This is a genomic window from Pedobacter sandarakinus, assembly GCF_026240095.1.
Taxonomy (GTDB): Bacteria; Bacteroidota; Bacteroidia; order Sphingobacteriales; family Sphingobacteriaceae; genus Pedobacter; species Pedobacter sandarakinus.
Window position 1 is genome coordinate 320,289 of sequence record NZ_JAPIVG010000001.1, and the last position, 18,760, is coordinate 339,048.

At 38.7% G+C, this 18,760-nt stretch carries 11 protein-coding genes; 1 reads left to right on the plus strand and 10 read right to left on the minus strand.

Features of this window, described 5'->3' with window-relative positions; all coding sequences use genetic code 11:
* Positions 1-52: 52 nt before the first annotated feature.
* From OQ268_RS01300 to OQ268_RS01345, 10 genes are all read right to left on the minus strand, one after another.
* Positions 53-1,939, minus strand: coding sequence for an alpha-amylase family glycosyl hydrolase (locus OQ268_RS01300; RefSeq protein ID WP_265854251.1), 1,887 nt, complete (start codon positions 1,937-1,939; stop codon positions 53-55).
* A 206-nt stretch (positions 1,940-2,145) separates the two neighbouring features.
* On the minus strand, positions 2,146-3,522 hold the full coding sequence (locus OQ268_RS01305; protein ID WP_265854252.1) for an MFS transporter: 1,377 nt from the start codon (positions 3,520-3,522) through the stop codon (positions 2,146-2,148).
* A gap of 72 nt (positions 3,523-3,594) precedes the next feature.
* The gene (locus OQ268_RS01310; protein ID WP_265854253.1) at positions 3,595-5,274 is read right to left on the minus strand and encodes an alpha-amylase family protein; all 1,680 of its coding nucleotides are present in this window, start codon (positions 5,272-5,274) and stop codon (positions 3,595-3,597) included.
* Between the two features lie 161 nt (positions 5,275-5,435).
* The gene (locus OQ268_RS01315) at positions 5,436-7,751 is read right to left on the minus strand and encodes a glycoside hydrolase family 65 protein (RefSeq protein WP_265854254.1); all 2,316 of its coding nucleotides are present in this window, start codon (positions 7,749-7,751) and stop codon (positions 5,436-5,438) included.
* A gap of 316 nt (positions 7,752-8,067) precedes the next feature.
* Complete coding sequence (gene pgmB / locus OQ268_RS01320; protein ID WP_265854255.1) at positions 8,068-8,748, minus strand: beta-phosphoglucomutase; 681 nt, start codon at positions 8,746-8,748, stop codon at positions 8,068-8,070.
* Between the two features lie 66 nt (positions 8,749-8,814).
* The gene (locus tag OQ268_RS01325; protein WP_265854256.1) at positions 8,815-10,659 is read right to left on the minus strand and encodes a glycoside hydrolase family 13 protein; all 1,845 of its coding nucleotides are present in this window, start codon (positions 10,657-10,659) and stop codon (positions 8,815-8,817) included.
* Between the two features lie 81 nt (positions 10,660-10,740).
* Positions 10,741-11,787: a SusE domain-containing protein gene (locus OQ268_RS01330; RefSeq protein WP_265854257.1), complete on the minus strand. Its 1,047-nt coding sequence runs from the start codon at positions 11,785-11,787 to the stop codon at positions 10,741-10,743.
* 108 nt (positions 11,788-11,895) lie between these two features.
* On the minus strand, positions 11,896-13,479 hold the full coding sequence (locus tag OQ268_RS01335; RefSeq protein ID WP_265854258.1) for a RagB/SusD family nutrient uptake outer membrane protein: 1,584 nt from the start codon (positions 13,477-13,479) through the stop codon (positions 11,896-11,898).
* 12 nt (positions 13,480-13,491) lie between these two features.
* Positions 13,492-16,446 carry a SusC/RagA family TonB-linked outer membrane protein gene (locus OQ268_RS01340; protein ID WP_265854259.1) on the minus strand — a complete coding sequence of 985 codons (2,955 nt, stop codon included), beginning with the start codon at positions 16,444-16,446 and terminating at the stop codon, positions 13,492-13,494.
* 432 nt (positions 16,447-16,878) lie between these two features.
* Entirely contained in the window at positions 16,879-17,892 is a 1,014-nt protein-coding gene (locus OQ268_RS01345; protein WP_265854260.1) for a LacI family DNA-binding transcriptional regulator, read from the minus strand.
* A gap of 319 nt (positions 17,893-18,211) precedes the next feature.
* Between OQ268_RS01345 and OQ268_RS01350 the strand changes: the two genes are divergently transcribed.
* Positions 18,212-18,571: a response regulator gene (locus OQ268_RS01350; protein ID WP_265854261.1), complete on the plus strand. Its 360-nt coding sequence runs from the start codon at positions 18,212-18,214 to the stop codon at positions 18,569-18,571.
* Positions 18,572-18,760: the final 189 nt, after the last annotated feature.

Genomic DNA, 18,760 nt, shown 5'->3' on the forward strand with positions numbered 1-18,760 from the left:
GATTTACCGATTTGTGTGTAATCATCGGAAATCTGTGGTTGGCAGCAAAGGTTTATTTCAAAGCTGTCTTACTAAAAATATGATATTCGCCAGGTGCTAGCGTAGCGGTGTAAGTGTTAGTTGTTAAATTCGTATTGGCTCCCATGGCATCTATCCAAGTGCCGGCAGCGCCGAAATCTACATTAGCCGCCTGACTCACTACGTCGAAATTTCCTACAACTACCACGGTATTTCCGCCTTCTACAAGTTTAATATACTTCACGCCATTGGCTAAATTGTAGGTAGCACTAGTGGAGTTAAATATGCTGTTATTCTTTTTTAGTCTGATGAATTTGGCGTAAGCATCGTATAATGCTTTTCGATTTGGGTCTGTAAAATATTCCCATCTAATTGGCTTCTCGCCGGTACGACCGTTAAAGTCGATGCTAACATCGTAACCTAATTCGCCAAATTGCCAAATCATTTTCGGACCAGGAATGCTAAACAGAAACGCAGCAATAAGTTCTTCCCTTTTTAATGATGTTGCCAGGTTACCCTTAATTACATAACTACCAGAGGCATTTCCATAACTAATATTTTTTAGATTAAGGCGCTCCTCATCATGGCTCTCGCCATAGCTTACTAAATTCTCTGATTTAGCAAAACCATGATTGGTGTAAAAACCCCATTGAAAATTAGAATTACCCAGCCAGCCCATGGTAGCCTCATTCATATTATAGTTTAGGTTATTCCAAAGCATCATGCCATCATCAGCCAACACCTTTTCTTCAGACTCTTCAGCAAAATGCTCTAATATCACGTAAAAATTATTTGGATCGATGCTTTTGATGTAGTTGTTATATTCTTTCCAAATGGCTACCCTACCTGCATCATAGAGCCTGAATACATCATCACCAGACGAAGATTTCTGAGTAAAGCCCTTAGAAAGATCGAACCTGAAGCCATCGATTTTATACTGCTGCATCCAGAATTTGATTACATCTTTAGAAAATTTCTTTGTTGCAGCACTTTCGTGGTTAAAATCGTAACCTACATTAAATGGATGTTTTGCATCTACATTAAACCAAGGGCTATTTGCTGTAGGTTTACCATTGCTGAAATATAATTGCACCATTGGCGATTGACCAAAAGAGTGGTTTAGCACCATATCCATGATCACGGCAATCCCTTTTCCATGACATTCGTCTATGAAGTTCTGAAGCGCCGTTTTAGTGCCATAATACTTATCGGGCGCAAAATAAAAAGAAGTATTGTAACCCCAACTTAAGTTACCTTCGAACTCATTTACGGGCATTAATTCAATAGCATTGATACCTAAGCCTAAAAGATAATCGAGCTTTGCAAGAGTAGAAGCATAAGTATGCTCGGTGGTAAAATCCCTAACCAGCAATTCATAAATGACCAGATTGTTCTTTTCGGGGCGGTTGAAATTATTATTTTTCCAGGTATAAACGGGCTGATTAGCTTGCATTACGCTAACAATACCTGTGGTTTTGCCTGTTGGGTAAGCTTTTAAGTTTGGATATACAGTAGCACTAATAAACTTATCATTATCCGGATCTAAAAGTTTTTCTGCATAGGGATCTGCGACTTTTAGCGTGCCATCTACTAAGAACTGATAAGCATATTCAGTATTTGGGTTGAGGTTATCAATTTGCACCCACCACGTATTTCCATCGGCAGTTTTTTTCATCGGCGTTGCCGATGTAGACCAATCATTGAACTCTCCAATTAATGCAACTGAAGTTTTACCAGGCGCATACAAGGTTACTATTGCCGATGTACCATTGTTGGTAAATGCCACTCCGTCTTTTGCGCCACTTGGTAAATCTGTTGTTGGGGTAGTTGGCGCCGGATCTACCACACCACCTGTGGATGACTTCTTACAAGCCAAATTAAATAACGTAATAAGGAGCAACAAAAAGGTAATTTTTTTCATTTGGTTAGTTTTAGTTGATACAATAGGGATGATAAAAAACACGAGCACCCTGGCGATCTTTAGCCCGGCGGTTTCGGTTAATAATTTCTTTTTAAATATTTACAATAGTCCAATTTAAATGGCAAACTGCTTACTTTCGATATTAGCACAATCGGTTTGCATAAGTACCAAACACGTTAAGCCTATCCGGAGATACCTTCCGCTGGTTAAACTGATCTATTCTCTTCTATACCAAGCTCTGCGGCCAAAACCGTGTTTGTTTGTTTAGTTTCTTTAATGAAGATGAGGCATATAACTGCTGCCAAAATCATTAATCCCCCACCGAGCTGAACAGCCAGGAGTCGATCGTTATGAAGTACGTTTCTCATAAGCCAACCAAAACCTAGCGATGCGATGATTTCTGGCAAAACAATGAAGAAATTAAAGATACCCATATAAATACCGATTTTATCTTTTGGCAACGACCCACTTAGCATGGCATAAGGCATCGATAGGATACTTGCCCAGGCAATGCCGACACCCGTCATGCATAGATAGAGCATATTTTTATCATGCACCCAGGCAACACTAATTAAACCTATTGCCCCACAAACCAAGCATAGTGCATGTGTAGTTTTTCTTCCTAATGCATCAGCAATTTTAGGTAAAACCAAGGCAAACAAAAATGTGATGACACTATAATAAGCTAAGGTAAGGCTGCCAAAATCTGCCCCCTGTGCATATAGTGGATCTGCAGCATCTTTACCACCAAACACATTAACGGCCACCGCAGTGGTATAATAAAACCACATTAGAAATAATCCCGGCCAGGTGAAGAATTGTACAAGAGATACAATTTGCATGCGTTTGGGCATATTTTTTAAGGCATGAAAAATTTCTCTTGCGCCACCACCAAAGCCCTTATTACTCTCCCGAACCTTTTCTTTAAAATCTACATCCTGCGGGGGATATTCTTTGGTTGTAAACACGGTCCACAGTACTGCGGCGAAGAAGAAAAATGCACCGATGTAAAAAGAAAATTTTACGTTTTCGGGGATGCTGCCCTGCGCTGCAGTATTTTCTAAATTGAATACATTTTTCATTAACCAAGGCAATGCAGAGGCTACACTTCCGCCCAAACCAATCATCATGCTTTGCATAATAAAACCTCGATTAACCTGGCTATCTGGAAGTTTATCTGTAACAAAGGCACGAAATGGTTCCATGGCAATGTTCCCAAACACATCTAAAATCCAAAGCAGGCCAGCAGCCATCCATAGCGCACTGCTATGTGGCATAAAGATTAAGGCAATACTACTTACAATGGCGCCAACCATGAAATATGGTCTTCGTCTTCCCCATTTCGGGTGCCAGGTTCTATCGCTGAGGTAACCAATAATTGGTTGCACTAAAAGACCGGTGAGCGGAGCAGCCAAAAATAACAGCGGTACCTGATCTGGATTTGCCCCGAGGTTTTCATAAATACGACCCATGTTGGCACGTTGTAAATCCCAACCGAATTGAATCCCAAAAAAACCAACGCTCATATTAATAATCTGTACGAGGGATAATTTTGGGTTTTCAAAAATTGTTTTTAAGCTCATTATATTTGGTTTTTTACGCAGAAGATAATATAGGATCGTGGTTTGCTTTACGCCAGGTTTATCTCTTCCATTTTAAAATTCTATTATTTGTGCCGAGACTGGTGCAAGTTTTACAGGAATACTTGTTCCTGGCGTGATATTCAATTTTTGGTTTGTAAGCAGTTCTGTAACCGGAGAAGAATGTTTTACTTTCAAAATAGCATCCGGAATTTCGATACTGGCATTCAAAGATTGATCTCTGTCGAAATTAGCAATAATCAGCAAACGTTGTTTGGCCGTGTACCGTACAAAGGCGTACATGCGTTTGCTCATATTTCCCGTTGTAGGAACCTCAAATATTTCACCTCGGGCAATAGCATCGCTTTTTGTAGTCACTTTTAAAAGTTGCTGGTAAAATGATCTTAGGTTAAGCTGCGCTGAAGATAAACGCTTTCCATCAAATTCGCCACCGTTCATCCATTTCTGGTGGTTGGGCACCCCCCAATAGTCGAATATTGTAGTACGGTTATCATCGCCACCAAAACCTTCCTTACCTTTGCCAGGTTCGCCAACTTCCTGCCCAAAATAGAGCATTACAGGGCCAGCGCCTAAGGTAGCAGAAACCACCATTGCAGGTAGCGCTAGCTCAGCACTTCCTGCAAAACCTGCAGATGCGATTCGTTCTTCATCATGGTTTTCTAAAAAGCGCAACATGTGTTTGCCAAAACCAGCACTTTCTACCTGCCAAACCTTTCTTATCGCCGCAACATCTGCAGTTGGTTCATTTCTTATCAATTTTTTTAACCCATCATAAAGGCCAACCTTGTCGTACAAGTAATCAAATTTTCCCTCAACTAGATATTGTTGATACACTTGCGGATTATACGCCTCGCCAACGAAAATTAATTTTGGGTTTACTTTTTTAATTTGTGGAATCACCCAACTCCAAAACTGAATAGGCACCATTTCTGCCATATCGCATCGAAATCCGTCTACTCCCTTATTTGTCCAAAAAGTTAAGATATCACGCATTTTATTCCACACAGGTGGGATGGGATCAAAGTGCTTTTTTTCTCCATTTTGAAAATCTATACCATAATTTAACTTGATGGTTTCGTACCAGTCATCATATTTCGGGGCTGCAGAAAACACATTATTGCCGGTAGCCTTCGCCGGATTTTCGTCAAATTTTCCATCCTGTAGAGCTGATAGCGGTGTCGTTTCTCCGTTGGTAGGTACTACGAAAGGCTTGCCTGGGATATAATAAAAATCGTTAAGCGGGCTAAATCCTTTCGTTACATCGTCTTTCGAACCAAAATCTTCAACATTTTTTGGTTTGGCATAAGCGTGATAACTCCGGGCAACATGGTTGGGAACAAAATCAATGATCACCTTTAAGTTTTTATTATGCGTCCTTTTTACTAAAGCTTCAAATTCCTGCATACGCTTTTTGACGTCAACTGCTAAATCTGGATTTACATCATAATAATCGCGGATAGCATAGGGCGAACCTGCCCTGCCCTTAACCACATCGGCGTCATCTACTTTTATACCATAGGCAGAATAGTCTGTTAGACTCGCGTGAGCCAGAGCGCCAGTATACCAAACGTAATTTACGTGTAATTCCTTTATGCCATCCAACGCCTTATCAGTAATATCATTAAACTTTCCAGAACCGTTTTGCTCAATGGTACCGTATGGGATGTTGGTAGTGTTTTTGTTTCCGAATAATCGAGGCAATAACTGGTATATAACGATTTGTTGATCGTCCATATTTTGATGCTTTTTTTGTGCAAAGGATGATTGAAAGACTGCTAAAATGCAAATCGTAGCTAAAAAAACTACCCTAGTACAGAGACGGCTTCGCTTCTCGGAATGACGAGAAGCTGAAGCAAGCTTCAATACATTTTTCATTTTATAACTTGTGTCTATAATCATACCAACTCTGCACTGCTAACCTCTATTTCTGCGTTGCCAGCCAATTGATAGGCCTGGCCTTTGATCACAATTTCTAAATCTACATCATGATGATTTTTGATGTTGATTGTATTTTCCGTAATGTTGATTTTTAATGTAGCACCCCTGAAACCAATGGTAAAAGAAAAAGACTTCCATTGAGTTGGTAAAAATGGATTAAAGTGCAGCTTGCCCTCGCGAACACGCATACCTGCAAAACCTTCTACAACACTCATCCACGTTCCGGCCATCGATGTGATGTGCAACCCGTCTTCGGTATCATTGTTATAGTCATCCAAATCTAAACGAGCGGTTCTTAGGTAAAATTCGTAAGCACGGGCTTCATCATTAAGCTTAGCCGCTAAAATACTGTGTACGCAAGGCGATAAAGAACTTTCATGTACCGTTCTTGGCTCGTAAAAATCGAAATTTCTTCTAATCGTTTCTAAGTCATAATCTTCTTCAAAAAAATAGATTCCCTGTAAAACATCTGCTTGTTTAATAAACGGTGAACGTAAAATTCTATCCCAGCTCCATTTTTGATTAATTGGTCTTTCGCTTGCCGGCAAATCTTTAACTAAAGTCTGTTCCTTGTCTAAATAACCATCTTGTTGCAGAAAAATACCTAAATTCTTGTCTTCAGGGTAGTACATTTTTTCGACAATATCTGCCCAATCTGCAAATTCCTGATCGCTAAAGTTTAAGGTTTCCATTAATTTAGCATACTCTAACGGCTTAGCGGCTTTCACAATTTCCGCAGCATCTGCTGCATATTTCATACACCAGGTAGCCAACAAATTGGTATACCAATTATTGTTTACATTGTTTTCGTACTCATTTGGGCCGGTAACACCAAGCATTACATATTGCTGTTTATCGCTGCTCCAATTAACACGTTGTTTCCAGAAACGGGCAATACCAACAAGTACTTCTAAGCCGTAATCGAAAAGGTAACTCTCGTCTCCGGTGTACCGGATATAATTGTAGATAGCAAAAGCAATAGCGCCATTACGATGAATTTCCTCGAAAGTAATTTCCCATTCGTTGTGGCATTCTTCTCCATTCATGGTAACCATTGGGTACAAAGCAGCACCATCTTTAAAGCCGAGCTTTGCGGCATTCTCAATGGCTTTACCTAATTGCTTGTGGCGGTAAACCAACAAATTCTTACTTACTTCCTGCGGGGCAGTAGCCAGATAAAACGGCACACAGTACGCTTCTGTATCCCAATAGGTAGAGCCACCGTATTTTTCGCCAGTGAAACCTTTCGGACCAATGTTTAAACGATCATCTTTACCTGTGTAGGTTTGAAATAATTGAAAAATATTGAAGCGGATGGCTTGTTGTGCCGACACATCACCATCAATGATAATATCACTCTCTTCCCATTTTACCGCCCAAGCCTGGGCCTGCTCTTTCCATAACTGGTCGAAACCCTTAGCAGTTGCGGCCTCAACAACGGCTTTTGCTTCTGCCATCAACTTATCTTTTGCATAATTCTCTGAAGATAAATTAGCAGCAATTTTGATCAATGTAATTTCATCATTCGCCTTAACATCGATGGCAAACTTTTGTCCGACAAATTTTTCTTTACGTACTGCCTCTGGGTTGATGGTTAATTTATCCTGGTTTTTTTGAATTTCGATGGAACTTCCTGTTACAACTTCAAACTCAGTTTTCTTAGTACGCAAATGGATATAGGCGGAGCTATCTGAGATATCATCACCCACCATGTCCCAAAATTTCTCATCATAATTGCTATCCTGATTCTTGATATCTCCATCGATAAAAGGCATGAGCGTTAAATTCCCACTTTGTAAGGGAATAATGGAGTATTGGATGGCCCCTACCTCATCATCAGCTATGCTGCAAAAACGAGTTGCTTTTACTTTTAACGACTTCCCGTGCTTAAGTTTAGCAGTAAAAGTGCGTTCCAAAACACCGGTGTGCATATCTAATACCCGCTTAAAATCGCTTACGTCGGCAGTAGCCAGGTCTAATAGTTCATCGTCAAATTTCACTTCGATACCTACCCAGTTGGCAGCGTTCAAAACCTTTGCAAAATATTCTGGATAGCCGTTTTTCCACCACCCTACTCGGGTTTTGTCTGGATAGTAAACCCCGGCAACGTAGTTACCAAGCAATGTTTCACCGGTATAAGTTTCTTCGAAATTGGCACGCTGCCCCATCCGGCCGTTGCCTAAACTGAAAATACTCTCCGAAATTTTATTTAAATGTGGATCAAAGCCTTCTTCGATAATTTTCCACTCATCTGCTTTAATGTAATTCTTCATAATTTAGTAGCAAATATTTAGTATCAGGTGGCAAGACTCGACCTAAACTTTTTCCTTTTTTTTGTAGCAAGTATTTAGTATCAAGTAGCAAGACTCAACCTAAAATTTTTCCTTTTTGTGTAGCAAGTATTTAGTATCAAGTAGCAAGACTCGAGCTAAACTTTTTCCTTTTTTTGTAGCAAGTATTTAGTATCGAGTAGCAAGACTCGAGCTAAACTTTTTCCTTTTTTTGTAGCAAGATTCGTATCGGATTGAGATTAATTCTCATTAATAGCAGTCTACTACCTCATACATCCTGTCAACTTCAGGACACTTTTTACAATCCCTGTAAATCTTTAACTGTTAACTTATCTAATCCACTTACAACCATATCGGCATCTTGTAGTATGCTTTTTTCGCCAATGCCAATTGCTTTCATGCCACCGCGTTTGGCAGCTTCTACGCCAGCTACTGCATCTTCAAAAACAACACATTCATCTGGTTTAAAACCTAAAAGCTGAGCGCCTTTGAGAAATACTTCCGGGTCTGGCTTTGATTTGGTAACCATATTTCCATCCACAATTTCATCAAAGAAATGAGCAAGATTAGTTTTTTCTAAAATAATGCCCGAATTCTTACTGGCTGAACCAAGAGCAAGCTTGTATCCAGCACGGTGTATTGCAGACAAAAATTCGACTGTACCTGGTAAAACCTCATTTGGGGTCATTTTGGTAATCATTTCCACATACCAACCATTCTTCAATGTGGCTAGCGCTTCCTTCTCATCTTCAGTTTTTTTTACATTACCCCAGTCCAAAATTTTATTCAGGCTTTCTACCCTGCTTACTCCTTTCAACTGTTCATTCTGTTCTTCCGTGAAATCGAAGCCCAGACTATTGGCTAGTTGTTTCCAGGCTTTGTAATGATAAACTGCTGTATCTACCAAGACACCATCCAAATCAAAGAGACAGGCTTTAATTTGAGATGCTGCTGGTAGTATGTTAGATTGTTCTTGCATTTGTGTTTATAAGGCCACAGTGTATCTGCAGCAATGTCTATTCTATTTGTTAAAGCAAAAAAATGGTTAGTTAAGTTCTAATACCAATGTTGTTTTTGCCGGCACTTTTATGTCTGTTAGGCCTGCGCTCTCTCCTGTTATAATGTTCTTCGCTATCGAAAGCCCTTTTGTTCGTTCTTCAAAGCGATTGGTGTTTAAATTCTTTTCCTTATCTGTATTATTTACCACAACCATTACCGTACCTTTTGGGTTTGGCAAATAGCGGAAATAAACATATAAATCATCTTGAGGAACAAACTGCATCAATTTTCCGTTTTGTAAGGCCAAGCTGTTTTTACGGTAATTGGCCAATTTTTTAACAAAATCGAAAGCATCATTCTCTTTATTAGTTCTTCCATCAGCAATGAATTTATCTTTCTTGTCGCCATCCCATCCACCAGGAAAATCAGACCGGACCAAACCATCGGGGTTAGAAAAGTTCTTCATTAAAATTTCCGTTCCGTAATACATTTGAGGGATTCCACGCATAGTTAAGAGAAGCGCCATGCCCATTTTGTATTTATCAAAATCTTCATTTACAATAGAGTAAAAGCGACTCATATCGTGGTTGTCGAGGGCAATGCAATTTAGCGTTGGGTCTTTGTAAAGAAAATCGTGTGCAACAACATCGTACAATCGATTAATACCATCCACCCATCCATTTTTACCATTAATGGCTTCATATATGCCATCTTTTACAGCCATATCTGTTATCCCGGGAAGGTGTGTATCGAAGCCACGATTTACGGTATTGCCACCAGTGAAATAAGCCTGATTAGCTACACCAGCTACAAAGGTTTCCCCAAAAATAGATAGGTTGGGAAATTCCGCCTTAAGTTTCAATGCCCAATCAGCCATGTAAGCGGGCTCATTGTAAGGATAGGTATCTAAGCGCAAACCATCAATCCCAGCATACTCGATCCACCAGATATGATTTTGATTTAAATAATTTTGTACGAAAGGATTATTCTGGTTTAAGTCTGGCATAGATGCCACGAACCAGCCATCTAACATTTGTTTACGATCTGCAACCGATGCGTGTGTATCCATTACGGTTTGATCGCGGTAGCTGGTTTGCGTAAATTTTGGCCATTGATGTACCCAGTCTCTTGAGGGCATATCGTTGAAAAACCAGTGTCCGGTACCAATATGATTGTGAACAATATCCTTAATTACTTTCATGCCTTTAGCATGTGCAATCTCTACATATTTTTTATAGAGATCGTTGGTTCCATAACGTGGATCGATTTTATAATGATCGGTAACAGCATAACCATGGTAGGATGCTTTCTCCATATCATTCTCAATTTCAGGGGTCATCCAGACGGTGGTAACGCCCAAATCTTTTAGGTAATCTAAATGGTTGATCAGACCTTGGATATCGCCACCATGACGGTAATACATGCTATCGCGATTGAGTGCGGTTTCCTTCAACCCTTGCACCACATCGTTACTTTTATCACCATTCGAAAAACGATCTGGCATTAATAAATAAATAAAATCTTTTTGAGTTACACCTTGAATTCTGTTGGCGCTTTTATTGCGATCTTTCAATTCGTAGGTGTAGCTAAATATCTTTTTGCCTCCCGACATAAAATTTATCGGGAACGATCCCGACTTTACCGTTGGAGATAGTTTCAAATCCAAAAACAAATAGTTTGGATTTTCAACTTTGTTAACCTTAACCAATTGGACGCCTGGATAAGATAGATTCACTGCGCTTTTAGCAATATTTTCGCCGTGTACAAGCAGTTGAAGTTTTGGATTATGCATTCCAGAGAACCAAAACATTGGCTCTATCCGCTCTAGTTTTTGCGCATAAATACGGAGGGAAACTGATGCTAAAAGAAGGAAGAGGAGGAATTTTTTCATGTGTTAATTGGAGAAAGCGCAATAACATTCGAAAGTAAAATGAGGCTGTAAAAGTATTAACTCATACAGCCTCATTAAGAATTAGTTTTTTACAATGGTGTAAGACCCACCAGTAACTTTGGTAACCTCAAGTGGATCAGTTGCAACTGTAAGTGTAATGGTATAGTTGCCAGCTACAGTATTTGCAATGTTGCCGCCACCTAGAGTTAATGCGGTAGCAGGACCACCTAAATTGGTACCCCAATCGTGGTTATAACGAAACTTAAACTCTCCAGCAGTTAACGGTGTTGTAAGTTTCCAAGTATTTTTGCCATCGTTTAATGGTTTCAAATCTGTATCTCCTCCCCAACCATTTGGTGTAGCATCGCCTATTAGCGACCAAACCTTTGCGTCGGCGATTTCGATAGTGTTGGCATTTAAATCTACCGTAACTAATTTATAACCTGCCGAAATGGAACTGATATCTCCACCTGTAGTGCTGATTTTGTTTCCTCCAGCAGTACCATAGGCTATGTCCCATTTTTTAGCTGGTGTAATTTTGAAGTTTCCACCATCAAATTTAATGATGCCTGAATAAACACCATTTCCTGAGATCGATACTAAACTATCTGCAGAAGCAGGATTCCAACCTTGGTAGTTACCAGGAACATAAATCCACGAGGTAAGTGGGAATGGCTTAGCACTGATGGTAACAACATTACTATATACAGCACTAACACTATTTGAAATAGAAGACTTTACACGAATTTCTACATCTGAGTTTGCAGTGGTAGGAAGATTTAAAGAAAGTAAAAGGTTGTTAAAATCTAAGCCTGTGTAAGATTTTGAAGTAACATTTGCATCTAATAAGGCCTCCTTAACTTTATCAGCCGCGAAGTTAGTTCCTTTTGGAGCCAGTTGAATGGTGTTGGTTACTGCAGCAGCATAACCGAAATTAGCTTTCGTAACGTCGAAAGTAATCACATTGTTGGTAAGCATGCTCTTGTCTAATACAACTGCAGTTGCAGATGCCTTTAAGGTACCGCCATTGCCATTTGTTGCTACAGCTCTGGTTTCCTCTTTTTTGCAAGACCATAGCGAAAGCGCAATAAAGCCCAACGCTAAGGATTTAAGTAAGTTTGATTTCATCTGTTATTTTAGTTTTAATTGTCAGATGGAAACTAAGTGTTTAAAATAATTAATAACTCGTCATCAATTATTTTAAACACATAAGCTTCATACTTTATTTTTGATTGATTAATATCCTGTATTTTGTACCAAATTTGGATTTGCAATTAAATCTGCTGTTGGGATTGGGTAAAGGTTACGGAAAGTTGCAAGTGAGGTACCGGCTTTAACACCACCTTTAAATGGCCACAAGTAGCTGTTACCCGTAAATTTACCGAAGCGAATTAAATCTGTACGGCGATGACCTTCCCAATATAACTCACGACCACGTTCATCTAACATAAAGTCGACATTTAATGTTGATACATCTCCACTATTATTTCCATACGCACGGCGACGAAGCAGGTTTACATAGGTTAGTGCCTGAGCAGTGGTACCACCATTACCGCCACGGGTAACAGCTTCTGCATAAATTAAATATTGCTCTGCCAATCTAAACAATGGAAAATCTAAAGAACTGAAAGTTCCATTTAATGATGGCGGCATAACATTGGCTGATGATACGTTTTTGAACTTGGTAACACGTAAGCCATCTGTAAACACGCCAACTTCATCTGTTGCTATTTTAGTACCAAAGAAAACACCACGCTTATCTGCAGTACCATTCGGATCTGGAAAAAGCGCAGGTAAGTTTTGACGGGTTCTGTTACCACCCCAGCCACCATTCGGAACACCATAACTTGCCGGATTCATGTCGCCATTAATGGCTGCGTTAATTAAAAACGTTGTACCACCATAGTTGGTTCCGTTAACAGCATCGTAATTAATAGTTAAGATGTTCTCTGTGTTGTTAACGTTATTATCCGTTCTAAACAAATCCATATAATTTGCCTTAAGCGCATAGCCAGCGTTAATTACTCTACTGGCGTAAGTGATGGCTTCCGTATTTTTAGCAGTACCGGTATAAACCTGTGCATTTAAATATACTCGAGCAAGTAAAGACCATGCAGCTGCTTTATCGGCACGACCATATTCGTTGGTGCGAGGCTCAGCTAAATCTCCATCAATAGCCTTCAATTCGCTTTCTACGTAGTTAAATAAGTCGGCACGCTTGATTTGCTTTGGTGCAATCTTACCAATTTCATCCGCTTCGGTTACAAAAGGCGGATTACCAAATGCATCCATCAACACCCAATATTGAAAAGCACGTAAGAAACGAGCTTCAGCACGATAGCGGGTAATGGCGGTTGCATCTGCACCAGTAATATTTCTGGCTGCTAATTTCTCTGGTGTACTTTCTCTTAAAAATTCGTTTACAAAGGTGATCTGCAGCAAACTTCTAGAGTAAAGCCCTCTCAAAAATTGATTGTCGACACTTGGCGTACCGTAATCTAATTCTGGAATTCCAGTATCTCCCCATGCGCAAATAGCCTCATCTGTTACAAGCTCTTGTGAGGTCCAAAATAACCTTAAGAAGTCTGCAAAGCCAGCATTTAAACCACCAACATCACTGTTATCTGATCCAGACGGACTCGTTAATCCATAAGTTGCATATAGTTTTACTAAACTGTTTTTGTATCCAGCTGGTGTGGCATAAACAGTTGTAGAGGTAACATCATTTGTAGGTGTTAAGTTTAAATCCTCTCTTTTACAAGCGCTGAATGATATTAAGAATATACCAGACGCCAATACAATTTTAAATGATTTTTTCATTTCTATATTTTATTAAAAACCAACATTTAAACCTAATGTATATGTTCTTGGACGTGGATAAAGATTAAAATCGATACCTGAAACCAACTCTGGATCTAATCCTTTATATTGAGACACCACAAATACATTTTGACAGTTAGCAGATATACGCATATTAGCGGTTCCGGATTTCGATAGTTTCCCTACGTTGTAAGATAATCCCAGGTTGTCCATCTTTAAGAAAGATGCATTTCTAATATAGTAGTCGCTTAAAAATTGATTAAACTGAAAATTAGTATTATAAAGATCTACACCCGCATTATTTAAGATACCTTGCGTACTTAATACATTGGTTCTGATACCAAAGTTTGAAGACACGTTATCATAGATATAGTTGCCAATGTTTGCTCTTAGCACGGTGCTTGCAGTCCATTTTTTATAAGTAAAGCTTGTTGTAAAGCCTAACGTGATTTTCGGATCTGGCGATTTGTAAAAATACTGATCTGAAGTGTTGATGATGCCATCGCCGTTCAAATCTTCATATACACCTTCCAAAGGCACGCCGGCAGCGTTGTAAACTTGTTTGTAGACAAAGAAAGCACTTGGAATTTGGTTAACGGCATTATATTTAAGTGTAACACCTGTTCCACCGGTAATATCTCCTGCACTTACTTTAGATCCCGGATCAGGATTTAATGTTAGATTGGTGATTTTTCTTTGGTTATAAGCACCATTGAAACCAAGATCCCAGTTTACATTTTCACTCTGAATAGCTACAATGTTTAAGCTTACTTCCGCACCGCGTACGTCCATATTACCCACGTTTGTGGTTAACAGGTTACTAAAGTTAGTACCAACGGGAATATTGATTATGCTCAGTAAATCTTTTGTTTTCTTGTAATAAACGTCTATGGTACCATATATTCTACCTTTAGCGAAGCCATAATCTAGACCTGCGTTGTATGTAGTTGTCGTTTCCCATCTCAAATCAGGATCGTACTCAGCTGGGCTATAGTAATTGTAGAAAGTGTTTCCAACTTGGTACTGACCGTTATTGGTATTTGCATAGTATTTAGATAGATAATCATAATTGCCAATACCATCTTTATTACCTGTTTCGCCATAACTTAATCTCAATTTTAAATCTGAGATGGTTTTGCTATCTTTCAAGAAGTCCTCACCAATAATTCTCCAGGTAAAACCTACAGAAGGAAAATAGCCCCAACGATTGTTTTCGGCAAATTTAGATGAAGCATCAGCCCTCATTGTTCCAGAAAGGATATACTTATCTGCATACGTGTAGTTAAATCTTCCGTAGTAAGACAATAATTTATTTTGCTGTACAGAGAAAGGGAAAACCGGAGTAGTTAATAATTCGCCAGTTCCTCTGTAGTTTGCGTAGTTGAAGTTAGTTGTAGCAATATCGTAATAACCGTAACCAGCAGTTACATCAAATCTACTTTTGATGCTTTCTGCCGTTTTAACATAATTTAAATAAGCCTCAGAAAACTTATTGGTTTCTGTGTTCATCCTTCTCGAGAACGATCCGCTGGTGGATGCGCTTTGTGCAGCAAAAATTGGAACGATGGTACGGCCATAACCTTTAGATACATCATAACCTAAGTTTACATTTGCGTGTAATTCTGGCAAGAAGTGAAAAGAGTAATCCAATTTTAGGTTACCAAAGCTTCTTTCCGCGTTGCCTTGGTTATCTTGTAATCTAATTAAAGCAACCGGATTACGTGGTGCGTTTGGATTTGGCACTGTACCATTAATCCATTCGTAATAGTTGCCAAACTGATTATTTGCATTTACTGGTTTAGTTGGGTCGAACTGAATGGCAGCTCCAATTGCACCATCATTTGCATATTGAGAATTGGTTAACGATCCTTTCAGATTTAATTCCGCTTTCAAATGATCGCCAAAGAATTTTGGAGTTAAAGTAAGTGCACCTGTAGCTCTTTTTAATTTCGAAGTGATTAATACACCATCTTGATCTAAATAACCAGCAGAAACGCGATATGGAACACCTTTAAAAGCACCAGCGATACTCAAGTTATTATCTGTAGTGAATGCCCTTTGATAAATTTCATCTTGCCAATCGGTACTAGCTGTACCTAAAAGGGCTTTTTGCGCTGCACTGCCGTTTGCGTTTACATAAGCACGAACCTCATCAGCAGAAAGTACATCAACTTTTCTAGCTACCGTACCGATAGAGTTGTTGGTATTGAAGTTAATTACTGGTGCACCAGAGGTACCTTTCTTTGTAGTTACCAAAATAACACCATTGGATGCTCTTGAACCATAGATTGCGGTAGCGTTTGCATCTTTCAATACCGTAATGTTTTCAATATCATTCGGGTTGATTAAAGAAAGTGGGCTTGGTGCATTTCCAATTGAATTGCCACTAAATGGAACACCATCTACTACTATTAATGGATCGTTACTTGCGTTAAGTGATGCACCACCACGAATACGAATAGTACTACCACCACCTGGAGAACCGCCACCAGATACAATATTAACACCTGCAACTTTACCCTGAATTAATTGATCTGGAGTAGTAATTGTTCCCTTTTGGAAATCTTTAGCATTAACTGAAGTAATGGCACCAGTTAAATTTTTCTTTTCTGCTGTTCCGTATCCAATTACAACAACTTCATTTAATTTCTGTGCATCTGGCACCAACTGGAAAGTAACTGTTGCGTTTCCCGAAACGGTAACACCTTTGTCTAAAGTTTGGTAACCGATAAAACTTGCAGATAAAGTAACCGATCCATCTGTAAGGCCGGTAATTCTAAATGTACCGTTTGCATCTGTCGATGTACTTCTTGTTGTTCCTTTAATAATAACTGAAGCACCAGGCAAAGGCAACCCAGTTTCATCAAGCACCTTTCCAGATACAGATCCGGTTTGTGCTTTTACCATCAATGCTGAAAAAACTAACAGCACTAAAAGCCCCTGTTTCAACAGGTAAAATACTCTCATATTCGAAGCTCGTTTAAGTATAAAAATTTGGTTAAATATTATAGTGATTTACACATAGGCCTAATTTACAGCACTTAATCAGAATTCAAAATTTATTTAAAAAATATATTTTAGCGCTAAAAACTGAAGCCAAAAGTTGACGCAAAAATTAGCTTTTCAATAAAAATAATTAAGCACAAATCGAACTTATGCTTTTTTATAATATTGATTATCAATTATTTATTAAGTATTTTTTCAAATTATATGTGTAATTTTTACACTAAGTAATTTTGATGATCTTTTTCGGGAACGTTCCCGACAAAATTTGGCTTTTTGATACAGTATTTTCGGGAACGTTCCCGAAATTAAGGCGAAATTCTGCGTATTTTACACTAAGTGAAGATTTTTTTTGAAATTTTTACACCGTCAGAAATGCTGTTTCTCAACTAGTTTTTAACCCTGCAAAGTCGAATTCCGAGCAATGATTTTGGAGCGAAGAACTACCTCGCTAACAAAGTTTTTTTCTTGATGCTTACCTAAGACTTTGAAAAGCAAATGAGCAGCTTCCTCGCCAATTTCGGTAGCCGGTTGAGTGATTGTGGTAAGTGATGGATTTAGCAGTGGTGCGATCTCCAGGCTCGAAAAGCTGATTACCTTTAAATCATTTGGAATGCTGATTTTAAGATCGTAACAGGCATAGTAAGTAGCGAAGGCCAAACGTTCTACCGATGTAAAAACACCATCGGGTTTTAAATCGGTAAGTGCAGTTTTTATAATGCCACTATTCTCTTCATAGCTGTTGCTACAATCTACAATTAATTGCTCTTCAAAATTAATATGATGTTTTACCAGCGCATCTATATACCCTTGCATGCGGGTTTTACCAATCGATAGGCTTTTATTTACCACTAGATAGGCAATACGTTTACAACCTTGTTCAATAAGATGCTCTGTAGCCTGAAAGCTGCTATCATAGTCGTTCGTGATGACTCTAGGTGTTTGAATGTCTTCGTAAATACGATCGAAGAATACGAGCGGCAATCGTTGTCGGCCAAATTCATTCAGGTAATTATGGTCGTTCGCCTCTCCTGAAACCGACATGATAATACCATCTGCCCGGCCATTGTGCAAGTGGCGAATGAAAGTTACTTCTTTCTTGTAATCATCGTCTGTTACATAAATTAAAATATGATAACCTTTCTCCCGGGCAATTCGCTCGATACCATGAATGGCTTGAGAAAAATAATTATTGGCTAGTTCGGGAACAATGACGGCTATCGTTTTGCTTTTCTGCTCCCTCAAATTACTTGCATAGTGGTTAGGCTGGTAGTTTAACTCTTTCGCCTTGGCAAGAATACGTTCTTTGGTCTCGCTATTAATATCACTATTATCTCTAAAGGCCCTAGAAATAGTAGAAGTAGATAAATTGAGCGCTTCAGCTAGTTTCTTAATATTAATGCTATCCATTTTGGCTTTACACCTTTCTATTCAAAATTCGCTATAAATATATCATTTAAAACTACTATCACGTAATAGAAAGTTTTAAGGTAAGATTTAAGCCTATTGACTAGCCAAATCTTTTAACACAAATTATTGACATAACTCATGAAAATACGTACTCTTTCCCAGACAATAATCGCTAATTAGAAAAGAGTGTATTAATTTTGCAAAACAAATAAATAAATTAACAAACAAAAACGGGCATTTCGATATTAGTTGTTGTACGAGAACTTTAGTATCGTATTGAATAACTAACCTTACTGTGATATGAATAAAAACTATACTAATGAAAAGTAAAAAAATACTCATCGCAGATGATGATGAAGGAATTGTGGACGCGGTTACGATGATATTAGAAGTAATGGGTTATGATGTTGAATCTACCTACGATGGAGGTACGGTAATAGAAGCAGTAAAAAACAAACCCGATTTAATTTTATTAGACATTTGGATGAGTGGACACGATGGGAGAGATATTTGCAAAGCATTAAAGAATAATCCGCTATATAACCAAATTCCAATCCTGATGATTTCTGCCAGCAGAGATATCAAGCAATCTGCTTTAGATGCCGGTGCAAATGATTTTATGGAAAAGCCATTCGAAATGGATTCTCTTTTGAGCAAGGTTGACCATTTGTTAAATTAACGATTTAAAACAAAATCTTAATTAATCTTATTCCCATGGTGTATGGAGTGGATTTAACCTATTTCATATCTGGGTGCCCTTTCCAGAATTAAACTTATGCCTATTCTGGCAAATTGAAAATACTTATTTGATTTGTATCTTTAGCAATATGGCTTATCTGAGTGCTTCACATTGTTGAAGTAATAGGCC